The 18,438-nt window shown below is 35.2% G+C and carries 10 protein-coding genes and 1 tRNA gene; 6 read left to right on the top strand and 5 right to left on the bottom strand.

Annotated elements, in window-relative coordinates; all coding sequences use genetic code 11:
• Window positions 1–49 precede the first annotated feature (49 nt).
• Both WCP78_RS05740 and WCP78_RS05735 read left to right on the top strand, forming a co-directional pair.
• Complete coding sequence (locus tag WCP78_RS05740) at window positions 50–1,825, top strand: cation:proton antiporter domain-containing protein (RefSeq protein ID WP_336279548.1); 1,776 nt, start codon at window positions 50–52, stop codon at window positions 1,823–1,825.
• 4 nt (window positions 1,826–1,829) lie between these two features.
• Window positions 1,830–2,783, top strand: a complete 954-nt coding sequence (locus tag WCP78_RS05735) for a lysylphosphatidylglycerol synthase transmembrane domain-containing protein (RefSeq protein WP_336279547.1) — start codon at window positions 1,830–1,832, stop codon at window positions 2,781–2,783.
• Between the two features lie 510 nt (window positions 2,784–3,293).
• Here the strand turns inward: WCP78_RS05735 and WCP78_RS05730 are convergent.
• Both WCP78_RS05730 and WCP78_RS05725 read right to left on the bottom strand, forming a co-directional pair.
• Window positions 3,294–4,877 carry a TerC family protein gene (locus WCP78_RS05730; RefSeq protein WP_336279546.1) on the bottom strand — a complete coding sequence of 528 codons (1,584 nt, stop codon included), beginning with the start codon at window positions 4,875–4,877 and terminating at the stop codon, window positions 3,294–3,296.
• Between the two features lie 56 nt (window positions 4,878–4,933).
• Window positions 4,934–5,122 (bottom strand): hypothetical protein, encoded by a 189-nt coding sequence (locus WCP78_RS05725; RefSeq protein ID WP_336279545.1) that lies wholly within the window; start codon window positions 5,120–5,122, stop codon window positions 4,934–4,936.
• A gap of 251 nt (window positions 5,123–5,373) precedes the next feature.
• On the opposite strand from WCP78_RS05725, the gene WCP78_RS05720 reads away from it, so the two are divergent.
• Window positions 5,374–5,449: transfer RNA gene (locus tag WCP78_RS05720), tRNA-Lys, on the top strand.
• Window positions 5,450–6,070: 621 nt separating this feature from the next.
• Here the strand turns inward: WCP78_RS05720 and sbmA are convergent.
• On the bottom strand, window positions 6,071–7,279 hold the full coding sequence (gene sbmA / locus WCP78_RS05715) for a peptide antibiotic transporter SbmA (protein ID WP_336279544.1): 1,209 nt from the start codon (window positions 7,277–7,279) through the stop codon (window positions 6,071–6,073).
• A gap of 1,094 nt (window positions 7,280–8,373) precedes the next feature.
• Complete coding sequence (locus tag WCP78_RS05710) at window positions 8,374–10,539, bottom strand: isocitrate/isopropylmalate family dehydrogenase (protein ID WP_336279543.1); 2,166 nt, start codon at window positions 10,537–10,539, stop codon at window positions 8,374–8,376.
• A 1,490-nt stretch (window positions 10,540–12,029) separates the two neighbouring features.
• Here WCP78_RS05710 and WCP78_RS05705 point away from each other — a divergent pair.
• From WCP78_RS05705 to ilvC, 3 genes are all read left to right on the top strand, one after another.
• Window positions 12,030–13,151 (top strand): ATP-dependent DNA helicase, encoded by a 1,122-nt coding sequence (locus tag WCP78_RS05705; protein WP_336279542.1) that lies wholly within the window; start codon window positions 12,030–12,032, stop codon window positions 13,149–13,151.
• Between the two features lie 87 nt (window positions 13,152–13,238).
• A complete protein-coding gene (locus WCP78_RS05700) occupies window positions 13,239–13,973 on the top strand; it encodes a pyridoxine 5'-phosphate synthase (RefSeq protein ID WP_336279541.1) in 735 nt (244 codons plus the stop codon).
• Between the two features lie 604 nt (window positions 13,974–14,577).
• Window positions 14,578–15,597: a ketol-acid reductoisomerase gene (gene ilvC / locus WCP78_RS05695; RefSeq protein WP_336279540.1), complete on the top strand. Its 1,020-nt coding sequence runs from the start codon at window positions 14,578–14,580 to the stop codon at window positions 15,595–15,597.
• A gap of 82 nt (window positions 15,598–15,679) precedes the next feature.
• Here ilvC and WCP78_RS05690 read toward each other — a convergent pair whose 3' ends face one another.
• The gene (locus WCP78_RS05690) at window positions 15,680–17,080 is read right to left on the bottom strand and encodes an amino acid permease (RefSeq protein WP_336279539.1); all 1,401 of its coding nucleotides are present in this window, start codon (window positions 17,078–17,080) and stop codon (window positions 15,680–15,682) included.
• Window positions 17,081–18,438 lie beyond the last annotated feature (1,358 nt).

Genomic DNA, 18,438 nt, shown 5'->3' with positions numbered 1-18,438 from the left:
GACATTATATCTATTAAGTAATTCGTTTTTTTGAAAAGAGACATAAATAATGCTGCACGATACACCACTTATTACAACGATTGTTGCGGGTTTATGTTTAGCATTTCTTTTTGGGATGATAGCCAATCGTTTGCGCATCTCACCGCTAGTAGGCTACTTGTTAGCTGGTGTTATTGTGGGACCTAATACAGGTGGAATTAAAATAGATTCTGTTATTATCAACCAACTAGCTGAAATTGGTATAATTTTGCTGATGTTCGGTGTTGGGTTACATTTTTCATTAAAAGACCTTTTATCTGTTAAAGCTATTGCTATCCCTGCTGCCATTGCACAGATGGCATTTTCTACTTTTTTAGGTTTTCTCCTTGGCCTAGTCATGGGATGGGGCTTCAGCGGTGGACTAATCTTCGGTTTAGCTTTATCAACAGCAAGTACTGTTATCCTCTTACGCGCTTTGCAAGAACGCCATCTTATTGAAACAGAAAAAGGACGTATTGCTGTTGGTTGGTTGATTATTGAAGATTTAGCTATGGTTCTTATACTTGTTCTCATACCATCACTGGCAAATATTCTTGGCAATACAAAAAAAGAAGCGGTTGATCCTATTGTTCAATGGTTAAATTTAAACATCGAAGAAATTTTTATTCTGACTATCCTAAAAGTTATTATATTTATTGCCCTCATGCTCATCATCGGGCGACGCGTTATTCCGTGGCTATTAAAAATGAGTGCACAATCGGGATCACGAGAATTATTCCGTCTTAGTGTTTTCACTATCGCACTAGGAGTAGCCTTCGGAGCCGCTCATTTATTTGGTGTTTCTCTTTCTCTTGGAGCCTTTTTTGCAGGTATGATTATGAGTGAATCAGAATTAAGCCATCGTGCAGCGGAAGAATCTTTACCTCTGAGAGATGCCTTTTCTGTTCTCTTTTTTGTTTCTGTAGGCATGCTATTTGATCCAGGAAAAATATTCACTAATTTTTTTCCTCTTTTAGCAACACTATTAATTATCATATTAGGAAAATCTTGTATTTCCTTTTTCATTATTAAAGCTTTCCGCTATTCTAATGGGACAGCTTTGACAATTTCTGCCAGCCTTGCCCAAATAGGAGAATTTTCTTTTATACTTGCAGGCTTAAGTTCAAGTTTTGGACTCTTAAACCACAACGCACATGAATTAATTCTTGGAGGTGCAATCCTTTCTATTTTGCTCAATCCTCTTGTTTTTATTGCTTGTGACAAAATTAAAAAGCATTTAGAAAGTCTTCCTGCAAATTCACGGGATAAACAGACGATCATGGATATCGATCCACAAGATTATGATAAAGAGTTTTTACCAATTACCTCAAAAACCAATCATATTGTGGTTATTGGTTACGGGCGCGTTGGTAAATATGTTGCATTATCTTTAATGAACAGAAATGAGCCTGTAGTGGTAGTGGAAGAATCAAAACGCCTTTCAGACAAAGCTAGTACAAATGGGATAGAAACGATTTGTGGTAATATCATTGAACAAGAAATAATGAATGCAGCAAATATTAATAATGCACGAAACATTGTTATTACAATGCATAATAGCATTGAAGCGGCAAAATGCTTAACAAATATACGTAATATTAACAAGGATATCCCAATAATTACCCACGCAATATCTGATGCAGAAACAGCATATCTAATTGAGATAGGAGCAAGTATTGTAGTAATTGATGATGAAGAAATTGCCAATGGTGTTATTGAGCATATAACTGAGCAACGATCTTCACTTAATACGCAGAAGCACGCATTAAACTTACAAAAAACACAAATGGAAATAAAAAGCGGGTAAAAGTATGAAAATAAAGCAATTTATATGGCCATTTATCGGTATTATAGCAATGTTGATATCCATCCGCATTCTTTATACAAAGCTGTCTGCTATTTCTTTTAGTGATATATCGGAACGCCTAAGCAATGTAAATGCACAATACTGGTTGTTAGCTTGTTTGTGCTCTCTTGTAGCTTATGCTGCTCTTGCTGGATATGATCGAATTGCTCTACAGCATCTCGGTCATAAGATTTCTTGGTTTTTTATTGCTATATGTTCATTTACCACATACGCACTTTCGCACAATATTGGTGCTTCAGTTTTTTCCGGTGCAGTTGTGCGTTATCGTGCTTACAAAATGAAAGGATTAAACGGAACAGAAATCGCGGTATTGGTAGGCTTTTGCTCCTTTACTTTTATAATAGGCACAACCCTACTTTCTGGTATCGTTTTACTGCTTCAACCAGAAATTATTACCCTTATTCATAAAGATCTTCCCATATGGCTTGGAACAACAGTTGGTGCAATTTTGCTTTTCTGTATTGCACTCTATACTTTTGGCAGCTGGCTTCAATTGAAGCCCTTGCACATAGGAAAAAAAATTCAGCTTTGTTATCCACGACTAAAAATAGTCATTCAACAGCTTTTCATTAGCCCTTTAGAACTTTTAGGAGCAGCGGGAATCATATATGCCGTGCTCCCATACAACTCAAATACCTGTTTTATTACTGTACTTGGTGTTTTCCTTGCATCTTTCACTGTAACTCTCCTCTCTAATGCTCCTGCAGGAGGAGTTGGCGTTCTTGAAGCTCTATTCATAACAGGCATGCCCGATGTAGATCCAGCTGATGTCATTGCAGCACTCATTGTTTTTAGAATGCTTTATTTGATCATACCATTCATCATCTCGTTATTCGTTGTAGCAATTTTTGAATTTCAACAATATCGGAAACGAACACAAAAAATATCGTCTCAATAAAAAAATTTACATTCTATTTTTGTGCACACATAAATAACGATGGCCGTAAAAATTTTACTCCACTTAAAATATCAACGTATCATTGGTATTATTGCGTTTTTTTAGTATAAAAATATTGAATTACATCTATATTTCAAATAAATATTACTAAAATACTATAAAAATATAAAACGACTTATTTTTATAATCTATCATTAGATATTATACTTTTAATATTAAGATTTTTTATTATTTTTCTTATAAAACTACAAGAGATAACTTTATACAATCTACATACCTCAACGTGCATAAAGGAGAAGTAAAATTACCGTTTTAAAAATTTATGGCCATTTTACATAATGACTATGTATCGTTTTTTCTTAAAAGCCCTCCTCGCCGATCATCGATTAATGTCTCTTTCGACTCATAATCACTGCACACTTTAAAGCTTTAAGTATAGATATAATCAAGCAGCCAATCTTTATAAATTTTAGATATTTTATAAAAACAACGGTTGGTTGCTACACTTCTTCACTTATCAAAATGATGAATGTTTTCCTGTAACACAACTCGAGAAATGAGGATTTTAGATATATTTCGACGATCCATCTCTATAACTTTGAAGCGTAAACCATCAGCTTCAAAGCTTTCACCTTCATTTGGCAAGTAGCCAAAACGCCAAAGCATAAATCCGGCCAAAGTAGTATAACGATCAGCTTCATCAACAAGATTACGCTCAAGATAGCCACTTAAACGACGGATATCAGCATATCCTTCAACGAGAAAGCTTCCGTCTTCAAGCTTTTCTGCCACCACAGGCTCTTCATCACCATCAGGAAAATCACCCGCAATAGCTTCAAGAATATCCGTCGGTGTTGCAACGCCTTCAAAAGATCCATGCTCATCAACGATAATTGCAAGTTGAATCGAAGAACGCCGAAATTGTTCCATCAATCGTAAAACGCTTGTATTTTCATGAACAACAAGAGGTTCACGCATAGCCTTTTTCCAATTAATCTTTTTTCCTTCAGCCAAATTTAAAAGAAGATCTTTGGTCAAAGCAACGCCAACAAATTCATCCACTTTTTCACGCGCAAGAATTAAACGGCTATGTTTAACCTGTTGTAGTTCTTCATGCATTTCATTCTCATCCCCATTTAAATCCAGCCACTCAATTTCATTACGTGGTGACATAATAGAACGAACAGGGCGATCAGCCAAATCAAGAACACCACGAATCATTTCTTTTTCTTCTGGCCGAAAAATCTCTGAAGCTGCCGTTTGTTCAACAATAACATCTACAGTTTCACCAAGATTACCATCCTTTTTTCCTCCTCCTAAAAGCCTTAAAACAGCATCAGCTGTTCGATTACGTAGATCATTTGTTGTAATCATCTTTTCACGGTTACGACGTCCAATTTGATTAAAAGCTTCAATAAGAACAGAAAAACCAATGGCAGCATACAAATACCCTTTTGGAATATGAAAACCAAACCCTTCAACAATTAGAGTAAATCCAATCATCATTAAAAAGCCAAGACAAAGGATCACAATAGTAGGATGACGATTAATAAAACGCATAAGTGCAGCAGATCCATACATCATCACACCCATAGCAGCCACCACTGCTATGTACATAACTGCTGCCTGCTCTTTAGCAATCATACCCGTTGCAGTAATAATACTATCAAGGGAAAACACTGCATCAAGAACAACAATTTGAACAATTACCTGCCAAAAGACAGCATAAGTAACGTTCGTTTCACTTTTATTCATTGTTCCTTCTAACCGTTCATGTAACTCTAGGGTTCCTTTTGCCAGCAAAAAAGCTCCACCACCAATCAAAATGATGCTATGCCAGCTAAACACAAAAGATGAGATGGAAAAAATCACTGTATCGAGATTCATTACCCATCCAATAATTGTAAGAAGAAAAAGACGCATAGCTAATGCTAAGGTTAAACCTGTTAAGCGTGCTCGATCACGTAAGTGCAGCGGCAATTTTTCCGCTAAAATTGCGATAAAAACAAGGTTATCAATTCCTAAAACAATTTCTAGAAAAATTAGCGTTAGCAAACCAAACCATGCATGGGGATCAACGATCCATTCCATCATAGTTCACCCTTGAAAAATTTGTATGCGCGCATCTGACAAAAGAAATTCATAAGCTTTCATTCGCACAATTGATCAATGACATTAAATGTAAACAGATTGACTTCAAAAGAAGAAAACAGCAAAACATCACTTAAGCGCACACGATTATCGATAAAAATAAAGCGAAACAATAGATTTATAAAGCAGAACACCACTTCATCCCGCCTACAACCCCAAGAAGGTTTTTCTGAATTTTGCTCGGGCATTACGCTCGACAATCCTCCAACTCCAATTTCACATACCAATGAAACATCTATTTATAGAAATTCCTATAATGGTTCTATTTTTGCATAATATCAAGAAGTAGATATTATATTGTAACTGGATAACTAGTCTAGCATAAACTTGACAATTTTATATAAAAAACTGTTTTATATAAAAAACAACAAAAAACCATCTAGACATCCCTTCCTAGGAACGTTATAGAACCGCTCATTCTCATCTTTTGAGAAGCAGTGGGTGATTAGCTCAGTCGGTAGAGCAGCTGACTCTTAATCAGCGGGTCGTGGGTTCGATTCCCTCATCACCCACCAATAGAATCAGTAGGTTAGCGTATTTTCTTCAATAATTAAGAAAATGTTTTAGTTGCGCAGCATCCTATAAGGCATAAAAAACGAGATTACTGAAAATCCTACAAAGTTGGATTTTATAGTGTATTTTAGTAGGCATCGTTTTCCAACAACATGTATAAACGTTAAAAAATGAGATCAGATATGATAAAAAACATCTGTTCTGTTTCCTTTGTTATTTTTTTTCATTTCCATCGGAATACATGCACGCACCATAGCATTCCACCCATTACAATGCCTTTTTTGTAACTGTAATCATAAAAAGTGTAAAATTTTACACCCAGTTTTACTATGAAATATGCTTTATTAATTTACACTATAATGTATCATAAAAGTTATTTTATGGATGCAGTCATTGCCATGGCCAATCCAAAAAGATGGGTCAAGTAAGTCTATCATAGATGCAGATTTCTATGCTGTTTTCCAAAAATTAACAACGAATACACCGTAAATAAATATTTCGATTTATCTTACATTTCAAAAATTTCTCACTCCATTTATACGTGAAGAAAAGTGAACTATGATAAACTTTTAATGGTAAATGGATACATTTTATTATCTCATCACATTTTTTCTGTCTACACATCATTGATCTGTTGTTTCATGGGAAGTGTACATCAATTCCTTCTCAAAACTTTGCAAACGCTTGTAAATCGACATCAGTTCTACAAGTGTTGTCCACGAATTAATAAGATACTGAAAAGCACTCCTTACTTGCTCAAACACATTAATTATTTGTGTCATTAACCCCAGTGTAATGGCACCAGTAACAATAGACGGCAACAACAGTAGAATTCCAATAATATTATCGATCTGCAAATATAGCATTCGCGCAATGTTGAAATAGGCATAATGCCAATACAATTGAAAATAATTAACGCGTACTTCGTTAAATAGCTCTTTGACTGTTGGCGGTGACGCACGTTTGGCATCATCCTCTCCATAAACAAGCTCTTTACGGTATGCTGCCTCAGCGCGCTGATTTTTAAAATGTAAACCTGGCAGCTTTATCCCCATTATAGCTAACAAACCAGTTCCCGCTATTGACCAAATAAGAGCAGCTATCACTAACCCGTAAGGCACGTGACCAATAATAGGAAGTTCTGGAACATGTACGGAAAGATGTATTAATATTGGTAAAAAAGCAATAAGTGTTATGATAGCTTTGATAAGACCAACACCTAGGCTTTCCATTGTGGAAACAAAACGCATGGTATCTTCCTGAACGCGTTGAGCCGCACCCTCAATATGACGCAAATATGACCAATTATTCGTGTAATAATCACTCATTGCTGTACGCCAACGAAAAACATAGTGACTAACAAAAAAATTATTAAGCACTCCAACTACCACAGCAACCAATGCAATGCCCAGAAAAACAACAATTTCATGATAAAATTGTGCAATGCTTACAGAATTTGGCTTACTCAATGCAGTCTGGATCAAATCATAAAAAGGAGCATACCAAGCATTGATAGTAACACCTACATCCACTAAAAACCATGCTACAAAAATGATTAGTGCTGATCCTAGAATGGACCATCGTTGCCACTTATGTGGGTGAAAAATAAACCAATACAGAGCAAAGACTCCTACACAAAACGCATAATAGGCATAAAAAATAAGGTAGCTTCCAGACCAAAACCGTGCTATGCTGATAGGAGGTGTTTTTGATACATTAAACCATTCCGCAAGATAAAAACTGCCACCTACCTGCCAAACGATAATTGCGATAAGCCCCCATATAGCCACAGAGAAAAAATATCCTGATTTTGGAAAAAACGAATTGAACATAATGCGTTCCTGACAAATTAGTTATCTCATTGATTAATTGTGCTAAATCAGCACTGATCTGCAAAGTTCGTAATATGATTTATCCTTACAGGAATCTCTTTTCACAAACAATGCTCTCTAGACAATATGTGGACAAATGTACAAGCAATTTCACTCTTAAATTAAACTACAGTGTTCTAAAATGTGTTTAATTCAAACCACCATGAGACATCATAATTAAGAACAATAGAACCTAAAAAATAGTGAACTTCTGCCGTATTTAGCTGTAGCAAGTTAAGCTCTACTCATAAGTAATTTTAAAAAATAATCTTACTTTTATTGTTAGCAGGAATCACGCAGTTTTATAGGAAAAAAATGTTCTATAAATAAATCGATATGCATATGATAATGAAGATTAAAAAATTTCCACAGTGTACACCAAAACTGTGTGGAACATTTTCTTATGATCTCCTTCTAATGAATTTCATAAACCACCCTGAAACCATATATTTTCAAAGCATTTTTTGCCACCTTAAATACAGATGAAATACGCATTTACGTTTTATTACTATTTTCAGCATGATGCACGATTTCAAATGAATTCAACCGCTAGGAAAAGTGAATACAACATCATCAGCAGAAGACCTAAAAACCAATCTTCAAAAACAAACTTTTATTCCATCCATCATGAAAGTCGTCTACACGGTCTCGTATGTACACACGTTTTTTATCAAAAATGATATCGTTGTAAAAGATGAAAATATAGATCTCTAATTTAAGTACAATATCCAGAATAAAACCATGAAACAATCTCAACAGCTTCTCTCTTCATAACTTTATGAAGCATAATATTATACTATTAGCTAATACAATCTAATTTATCGTATTATTTTAATCATCACAACAGCTTTAACTGATATATTTATTAATACCACCAGCATCCGCAACTACTTTATTTTCTTATATAAAAAGCTTACATTGTACCATCAATATACATTTATATTTATGGAGAGCTGCATACAAATATAAATTATTTTAAAGTTTCAACAACAGCTGCTTGTAAATCATGTTAGCAATCATTTCTTGAAAGTGTCTAAATTTTCAGCAGGGATCATTTACTTTTTCCTATTTTCAGATATCTTTTTTAAAACTAACCAAGCTGCATATTCCCTTAAGGATGCATCCAGAAACGGTTGTGTATACGAAAAAGTAATGTGATCCTCCTCATAACCTTTAATATGCACAGCCATTGTAGCACGACCAAGACTTTCCTTCTGTTTTTTTAATATTTCCAAACAAGGAGATAAGCTGACCTCAGCTTCAATCTGTCGTATATTTTTTGTACTTTTTTCTATTGGTTGCAAATATTCTAAAAGAATCGGATCATTCGTCAACCAACAAACCGTTGCCTGCCTTGCTAATTGTTCGCAAGCAGTAGTAATCTCTGTACCAACCAAGTATGGACGAAAGTGATTTTCAAATTCTTCGATTAAATGCTGTGCCAAAGGTACCGATGACTTTCCAACCAATTGCACGAGAACATAAGGACTTCTCCATAAAAAATGCCGTTCAAACGGTTCATTTTCAAAATGACAATCAACCCAACTAGCAATTTTGCTTTCGCCAATCCCAATCAAAGTCCACGTATATTGAGCACGTGACACTGTAGAATGATCTGCCTCCTCTAAATAATTCTCTAAAAGTGAAAGAGCTTGTATAGGTGGACCAGGCAAAACAACAAGGGAACTTCCATCACAAGAAAGGTAAAAACCAGGTGCTGTACCAGTAGGATTATCAAGTACTTTTGCCATCTCAGGAAATAACGCTTGACGAGCATTATTGGTATCTGGAGTAACACCTAACCGTTGCAATTGACCTTTTATCGTTTGCCAAACAGCATCATTATGAACCAATGGCTGTTGCACGGCTTGAGAAACTGCATCACGTGTTTTATCATCTGATGTCGGTCCTAACCCGCCACTGATAATGATAAGATCTTCTTGCCCAAGACAAGCAATTATAGTCTTACTAATTTTCTGTAACTGATCAGCACAAACAAAGTGGCGTGTTACTTGAATATTCCTTTTTTCCAAACTTTGACTCAAATCCTGCAAATTCGTATTCAAATATTGTCCTGAAAGCAATTCATCACCAACAGTAATAACTGCAGCGCGACAAACAGAAACAGGGCTCATAAAAGAATTGAGAACAGCCTCAGCCATCTGGCGTGTGGTCGCTAAACCTCCTAGATCATTAGTAACAGTATCTCCAGCACAAATGACCTGATCAACACTATCAAATAATTGTTGCGCTGCATCCTTAAAACCTAAATAGTCTAAGAGTAAAGCCGCGCTATAAAGCGTGGCAGAAGGGTTTGCTTTATTTTGTCCAGCAATACGCAGTGCACTGCCATGAACAGAGCCAAAACAAGCAATTTTATTTCCTACATTTGCACTGGGAGCAAGCTCCAGTCCCCCCATCACCCCAGCGGCAAGATTGGAGAGAATATCGCCAAACATATTTTCAGCAACAATTACCCCAAAATATTCTGGCTTAGTTGTAATCCATAAAGCAACGGCATCAACATTATGAATATCTGCTTTTATTTCTGGATAATTTTTAGCAACTTTCTCAAAAATTTTTTGAGCAAATTGATCACTTTCCCACGTGATATTAAGTTTATCAGCAAAAGTAACTCTCCTAAAATTATGTGCACGTGCATAAGAAAAAGAATACTCAAATAATCGTTCTAAACCAAAACGTGTCTGTAAAGGTACAGTCCATGCATCTTCATCAAGGCCATATTTTTCTAAATTGGAATGTTGTAACCATATCGCTGTTTCAGAATCCTCATCGCGAAAATCTAATCCCGCATAGAGACCTTCGGTATTTTCTTTGATAACACAAAAATTAAACGGTCTTTTCGAACCAACGATATATCTTATAGGTCGTATATGAGCAAATAAACCTAATCTTTGGCGAAGTTGAACCACAGGAGAAATATATGTAAGCTTACTTGTCCTTAAATGCGGTGCAAGCTCTTTTAAAGCTGCTTCTTTTCCCTTACTAATCACACTACCAAGTAAAATAGCATCACTTTCAGCAATTTTTTGCCAAGTTTCTTGAGGAACCGGATCCCCTTTTTGTTTCCAACACTCCCAACCAATGTCACCATAAACAAATTCGATCGGCAACTTAAATTGCTCTAAAACCATCAGTGCAGCATCACAGACCTCCGATCCTATCCCATCACCAGGCAATACGAGAACTTTCTTTTTCATAATTCATCGATCCATTTATTAATGATTACTTTCGCAAGAGAAAAATTACCATTCTATAGGAACATACCAGCTATTAGGAATAATCTTATATTCATGATTTAACACTGAATTCGTGTTTAATTAGCCATAGCTGCAAGTTAAGATTTTTTCCAACTAAAATTAAAATTTTACCACCATATTTAATAATATCGCTCCTTGCATCCGTATCTTAAAAGTAAGCAAAAAGTTCCTTTATCTCAGACTGGCATTGCAGGTACAAGAATAACACTCTGCAAGTTCATATCATTACCATCTCCTGCATATTTGTTTTAAAGCTTAGATGATAGCCACATTTCTCTTATATCTCAAAACGAGAGAATTTCTAGACAAACATAATATTGAAACTTAAATTATCTAAAGCTAAAAGAAAATGAACAGATCTTCGATACACAAGTGAAAAATAAATGGTTCTTCGAGTTTTCTACTTGTTGCAAAACTTTATCTATACCGCATCAAAATATGTTTTTCTATTTATGAAAATTTAAAAACACTAAATTGATAATTAACCGCCTCTATTATGATACGATGTCAATAGCTTAAACCCACTTGCCTTTTACACTAATAGATAATTCCTAGAGAATGAGCATCACAGTAAAGTAGAAATGTAAAATTAATATCATTTTTATTGAGACATAATTATAAAAATGCAACTATGAAAACCTTTAAGCTCATGGATATCTAACTGATTTTATATGGTACGGATGTACAATAAAAAATATTAGCGTCAAGATAGCATTATGCATAACTGTCTAATTGTTAGAATAAAAACCCTCTTAACCTATGTTAATGATAGGCTTAAGCAAATCTTCGCGGTAACCACTCTCAATATATTTAACTTCAACTGCTGTTAAATTTTTATATACACAACAATATAATCTCATGAAAAACAATTTGTTTCCTATAATCACCACCATGCAAAGTAACATCGATATTTTTAAGCATATTTCCCTCCCAACTCTGTTATTTAACTTAGTCCATTTCCAAAGTTCATAAAGTAATGTGCTTTTCTAATATAAATTATAAAACTCCAAATACAGCATGCAGCCAATAAAACCGAACACCACAGGGAATATGTCCAATATATTTTCCTAATAATAATTGCTGCACTAAATGCAGCACTCACTAATTGCAAAGCTCCCATAACACCGATGCCTCCCCAACAGCTTGCGGATACAATGAAATAGCCAATGCACCCCATAACGGCAACAAAAAACCATTGCAAAAGTGAAGATAGAAATAGTATTAAACTCGTTATAAGTGGCCATGGACTTGCATACATTTGTAGAGCAAATACTATCTCCTATAACAAAAATAACATACCCACGCCGGACAGAACGCTCCACGAACTCTCATTTAATTTAAGAAATCTGCGTTCTACTAAAATTTTTTATCACAGAGATTTTATTTCCAAAGTTCTTGCTCTTTTTATACGAATCTTATTTTGATAAACTATGCAGTTTTCACCAGAACAGGATAATGCATTAAAGGCTGTTGCTGCGTGGTTGAAAGATGGGCGTTCCCCTATTTTTCGCCTATTTGGCTACGCAGGAACAGGGAAAACGACACTTGCCCGCTATTTTGCGGAAACAATTGATGGTCCTGTTCAGTTTGCTGCATTTACAGGTAAGGCAGCACAGGTTTTACGCTCTAAAGGTGCAAGCAATGCTTGCACTATCCATTCTTTAATTTATTGCCCACGTGGTGAAGAAGAAATTTCCGATGAGATTACGGGGAAAAAATCTATCGCACCAACATTTTCATTAAATCGTAGAAGTGCGGCTGCACAGGCTAAGCTTATCATTATAGATGAGTGTTCAATGGTGGATGAACAATTAGCGCGTGATTTAATGAGTTTTCGAACACCTATTCTCGTTCTTGGTGATCCAGGACAATTACCCCCTATATCAGGAGGTGGTTTTTTTTCCAATGGTGATCCAGATTTTCTTCTTTCAGAAATTCATCGGCAAGCGCGTGATAATCCTATTGTTCGTTTAGCTATGGATGTTCGTGAAGGACGTGATATTGCTTATGGCTATTATGGGGAATGCTGCGTTATTACACGTAAAGAAGTAGATCAAAAAATGGTCTTGGATGCTAATCAGATCCTGGTTGGGATTAATCGGACACGTCACCTTTATAACAAACGTTTACGTGAATTGAAGGGATTTACAGCAGATTATCCACAAGCGGGAGACAAGCTTGTGTGCTTGCGTAATGATCCTGCTAAGAGCTTATTAAATGGTTCTTTATGGAAAGTTATGACTTCACAGAAAGAAACTGTTAAACCTGGTATTAATCTTCTTGTTAAGCCAGAAGAGAGTGAGCGTGGGGTGACGAAGATTAAACTTTTAAAAGCAGTATTCGAGAATCTTGGGGTTGAAGTTTCGTGGCAATTAAAAAAAAGATATGATGATTTTGATTACGGATATGCATTAACTGTTCATAAAGCACAAGGGTCTCAATGGGATAATGTGGTTTTATTTGACGAAAGTTTTGCATTTCGTGATATGTATACGCGCTGGCTTTATACTGGTATTACGCGTGCGGCCGAGCGTTTGACGATTGTTAGATAAGAGAAAAATGACGCTATTTTCTATAATTATACTAGGGAATAGATCTCTTTTCTATCTTTTATAATTATATGTGAAATAGGAGTATGCATGGCAGTAAAACTTTCGGTAAACCTTAATGCTGTTGCAGTTTTACGCAATAGAAGAGATCTTCCATGGCCAGATATTAAAACTATTGGGCATATAGCGCTTACAGCTGGTGCAGCGGGTTTGACTGTTCATCCACGACCAGATCAAAGACATATTCGCTTTTCTGATTTACCAGATATATATTATTTAATTAACAGCTCTTTTCCTAGTGCAGAGTTTAATATTGAAGGTTATCCAAGTGATATATTTTTGAATTTAGCAGAAAAATACGCTGATCAAATTACTCTTGTTCCTGATGATCCGGCTCAATCAACTTCCGATCATGGTTGGAACTTTGCTCATGATGCTGAATTTTTGATCCCCATTGTTAAACGCTTAAAAGAAAAAAAAATTCGTGTATCTTTATTTGCGAACCCTATTGTAGATGATCTTGATATTGCGAAAGCGATTGGTGCCGATCGAGTAGAATTTTATACTGGATCTTATGGTAGCGCTGTTAAAGACAAGGCAAAACAGGATCAGGAATTAAATAAACTGACTTTAGCAGCCCAAAAAGCTAAAGAGCTGCAATTAGGTGTTAATGCAGGTCATGACTTAACAATTATTAACCTCCCTACTCTTGTTGCTCGTATTCCTTGGCTTGATGAGGTATCCATTGGTCATGGGCTTATTGCTGATGCATTAGAATATGGAATGCACGAGACTGTTCAGCGTTTTCTTCGATTATTGTCATAATCTTTTCTCGTTTAATTAATTGGAGATAATGTCTTATCAAGCTCATCAATTTTACCTTAAAAGAACCATTTTGCACATGCTTAGATAAATAACGTGTTATGCTCTAAAATATTAGTTGCAGACCCTATTCTATGGTGTTGTTTTTAGTGCAATTAAAAATATTTTTGTACAGATACTATCGATCGTAAAAAGTGCTTATTTGCTAAAATGTGAGAAATTTCTGTGCTCATTTTATAATTTTTCTTGCTATATGCTTGAACTTTATTCATGCTTAATTAAAAGCCATATGATCTGTATAACTTTAAGGAATACAGTGGCTTATTATGAAAAATGCAGTTAAAGGTTGAGGGATATTTTTTTCTTATACTGTACCCAAGGTACCGTTTTTATAGAACAACTTCTGAAATTTACTTCTTTATCTGGATATGTTTGGGAAGACAGTGGGAGTACGTGACTTTTTGTATGCTACTTAAATTTTAAAGACCATCCAATCCCCGTATTGTTATGAATAATTATTTGGTTATCAAAAAGTGGCGTATAAAAACGATAGGGGAAGATTTTATTTTTTTATTCAATCTTAAACATAAATATAAGGAAGTATTTTATGCGTATTTATCATGATTGTGATGCGAACGTTAATTTAATTAAAGAAAAAAAAGTAGCCATTATTGGTTATGGTTCACAAGGACGTGCACATGCTTTAAATTTGAGAGACTCTGGTGTTCAAAATGTGCGAATTGCTTTACGTTTAGAGTCAGAAACAACTAAAAAGGCTATCGCAGACAATTTTGAGGTTGTGAGTGTTGCTGAAGCTGCAAAGTGGGCGGATTTTATTATGATGGCAACTCCAGATGAATTGCAGGCTGATATTTATAAAGAGCATATCCATGATCATTTACGTGATGGAGCAGTAATTGCTTTTGCTCACGGTTTAAGTATTCACTTTGGTTTAATTGAAGCTAAGAAAACCGTTGATGTTGTGATGATTGCTCCTAAGGGTCCGGGACACACAGTTCGCAATGAATACCAACAAGGTGGTGGAATTCCCTGCTTAATTGCAGTTGCACAAGATATTTCAGGTCATGCTCATGAGATAGCCTTATCTTATGCTTGTGGTATTGGTGGTGGACGTGCTGGTATCATCGAAACAACTTTTAAAGAAGAATGTGAAACAGACCTCTTTGGTGAACAAGCTGTTCTTTGTGGTGGGCTTGTAGAACTTATTCGTGCGGGTTTTGAAACATTAACGGAAGAAGGTTACGCACCAGAAATGGCCTATTTCGAATGTTTACATGAAGTTAAACTAGTTGTTGATCTTATGTATGAAGGCGGTATTGCAAACATGAATTATTCGATCTCGAATACAGCTGAATGGGGCGAATATATGTCTGGTCCACGCGTGATTACCGACGAAACTAAAGCGGAAATGAAACGTATTTTAAAAGATATTCAGACAGGTAAATTTACATCAAATTGGATTCAAGAATACAAAGCTGGAGCCACCCATTTTAAAACTATGCGACGCTTAAATGATAACCACCCCATTGAAAAAGTTGGAAAAAAGCTTCGTACGATGATGCCTTGGATTAAGTCTAATGCTTTAGTTGATAAAGAGCGTAATTAGACTTTATTAGAGTATATTAAGCATATACTTAAAAAAGGGCAACTTTTGTTGCCCTTTTTTGGTACATTTTTGTACACAAATTTTACCCTTTATCTGTGGAAAGCTTCTTTTTTCCAAAGATCCAATACATGATTCCTAAAAAGACAAACCATAATGGCGTATACTTTAAAGCGACCAAAGTGTCATCTTTTAGGGATAACAAAAAGATAATGAAAGCAAAGAAGACCAAAATAGCCCAACACATGGCAACGCCTCCTGGCATTTTATAGATTGATCCAGCATGTTGTGTAGGGCGATTGCGACGATAAACAATATAACTAATCAAAACAATAGACCATACGAATATAAATAAGGTCGTTGCAATGGTAGTCACGACTGTAAATGCATCCATAACGCTTGGGGATAAAGACGAGACTATGTATGCCAATAAAATGCATAAGCAAGAAAAGAATAGTGCATTCGCAGGAACATGGTGGCTGGAAAGTTTTGCAAAAAAGCGAGGAGCTCCTTGTTTTGTTGCAAGTCCATATACCATACGGCTGGTAGAAAAAATACCGCTATTTGCAGAAGATGCAGCTGATGTGAGAACAACAAAATTCACTAAACCAGCAGCTATTGGAATACCAGCAAGAGCAAACATTGTAACAAAGGGGCTTTTATCTGGAATAACTTGATTCCAAGGGGTGAGCGACATAATTATAGTAAGAGAAAATATATAAAATATCACAATACGAATAGGTATTGAGTTAATCGCTTTAGGCAGAACTACTTTAGGATCTTGGACTTCAGCTGCACTCGTTCCAGCAAGTTCTATGCCAACAAAAGCAAAAATGGCAATTTGAAATCCAGCAAAAAATCCTGTAATTCCTTTAGGGAAAATATCCCCTCCATTCCAAAGATGGCTGAAAGAAGCAACAGTTCCATTCGGCGAAACATAACCAGTACCGATCATATAAAGCCCAACAACAATCAATGCCAAAATTGCTACGATTTTGATAAGGCCAAACCAAAATTCGAGTTCACCAAACAGCTTTACAGCTAAGAGATTGAAGACTAAAAAGAAAATAATACAACCGAAGACAATAATCCATGGATTGAATGAAGGCCACCAAAAATGTACATAACTAATGATAGCTATAATATCTGCTGTTCCAGTTACAATCCAGCATAACCAATAAGTCCATCCAGTAAAAAAACCAACTCCTGATCCTAGCAAATCAGCAGAGAAGTCAATAAATGATCGATATTGCATATTGGAAAGCAATAATTCTCCCATAGCACGCATCACAAAATAGAGAACACAACCAATAATGGAGTAGACCAATATAATCGAAGGACCCGCTATACTGATAGTTTTTCCTGATCCCATAAAAAGACCTGTTCCAATAGCTCCACCAACTGCGATAAGCTGTACATGTCGAGTACCTAATCCACGAAGTAATTTTTTACGATGAGTTTTATCTATATTTTGTTTATAATCCATTTTTGGGAAGTTCCCTTTATTATTTTAAAACTAAAATTACGCAAACAATGTAATCCTCTATATGGAAGCATGATAAAAGTGAGTCGTAAAGGAGAAAAACGTTTTTAATAATTTTCATAACTTGAAATAAGTGTATTTGAAAACTTTTAAAAGCAATGATAAAATAATCAAATTAATTAGCTAAAAGGGTTTTATTTACTCATGCAATTGCTTGTTACAATGGTGTTTATCGAGATCAGGGCAATCTGTTTAAACATAAAATCCATGAGAAAATCGAAGTTTTTCCTTTGATCTGAACAGAGATATTGGAGCAAAATAATAACAGATTAACTTCATGGTTACACAAGCTGAACAATAATATATGAGGCTAAATAAATAAAAAGCTGATCCAATTATAAAGTGCTGAGATTTAATATCAAAGTTCTATGTGTTATATAAATCTTATAACAAGAGTGCAATTTTGGTGCAAAGATTGTCAAAGAGCCTGATACAATTAAAGCATGAACTTTCAATTATACATTTGGGAATTATTTGTGCATCTAATGACTTTCCAGTTATAAAGAATCCACGCTATAAAATGCCTATTGATCAGATATAATCTCTTGTATTTGCTCCAGTTTAAAAGGCTCACTTCCAGATTTCTCTAAGGTCAAAAAGTAATATAAAGAATCTTATTATTCACTTATTTAATTTATTGGGAATACATCCATCTACTTTTTACAGAAAAATTTAAATCATTGGTGATCCATTGAAGTTTGAGAATAACTTTTTCAATACTTATTTGTGAAGCGATTTTTGTTGTTTGAGATTTAGCGAATAAAGATATCCATCTAATGGCTAATTAGTACGCATAAGAAAAAGACGAAATCTAGTAAAAAAAGATAATAATCAGAGGGTGAAATTTTTAAGGAAAATAAAGATAAACTTAACTCTGCCACTGGAAATGCCCTCAAGCAAAAGTGACAGCACCCACAATACCAGACAATATGTTTAGTCTATTCTTTACTAAGCTCTCCCCCCAAATAAGCTCTTTGTCCCTGTTGGTATAATACATATAAATCCATTAATCATGGAAAATGCAATAACCGTCACTACAATATGACCCAAATTAACCGAAAAATAAGGAGCAACACACATAGATACTGAAAAGAATGCAAAATACTGTAACAAATTGTTTATACTTTTTATCTGATGCATGTTGCTTCAATATTTGTGAATGTGAAAAATACTGAGCAGAAAAGACTCTTATATGGTACAATATTAAGGTCAACATTTGTTAACTATCAAGGTTGATTTATCTTCCCGCCAGAAAGTATAACCGGTTACCAAAAGTGGTAAATCTAGCCATAAATTGCACT

The sequence above is a fragment of the Bartonella occidentalis genome (assembly GCF_037070875.1).
In the GTDB taxonomy this organism is placed as follows: domain Bacteria; phylum Pseudomonadota; class Alphaproteobacteria; order Rhizobiales; family Rhizobiaceae; genus Bartonella.
Note: the sequence above shows the minus strand (reverse complement) of the source record. Positions and strands in the feature narration are given on the sequence as shown.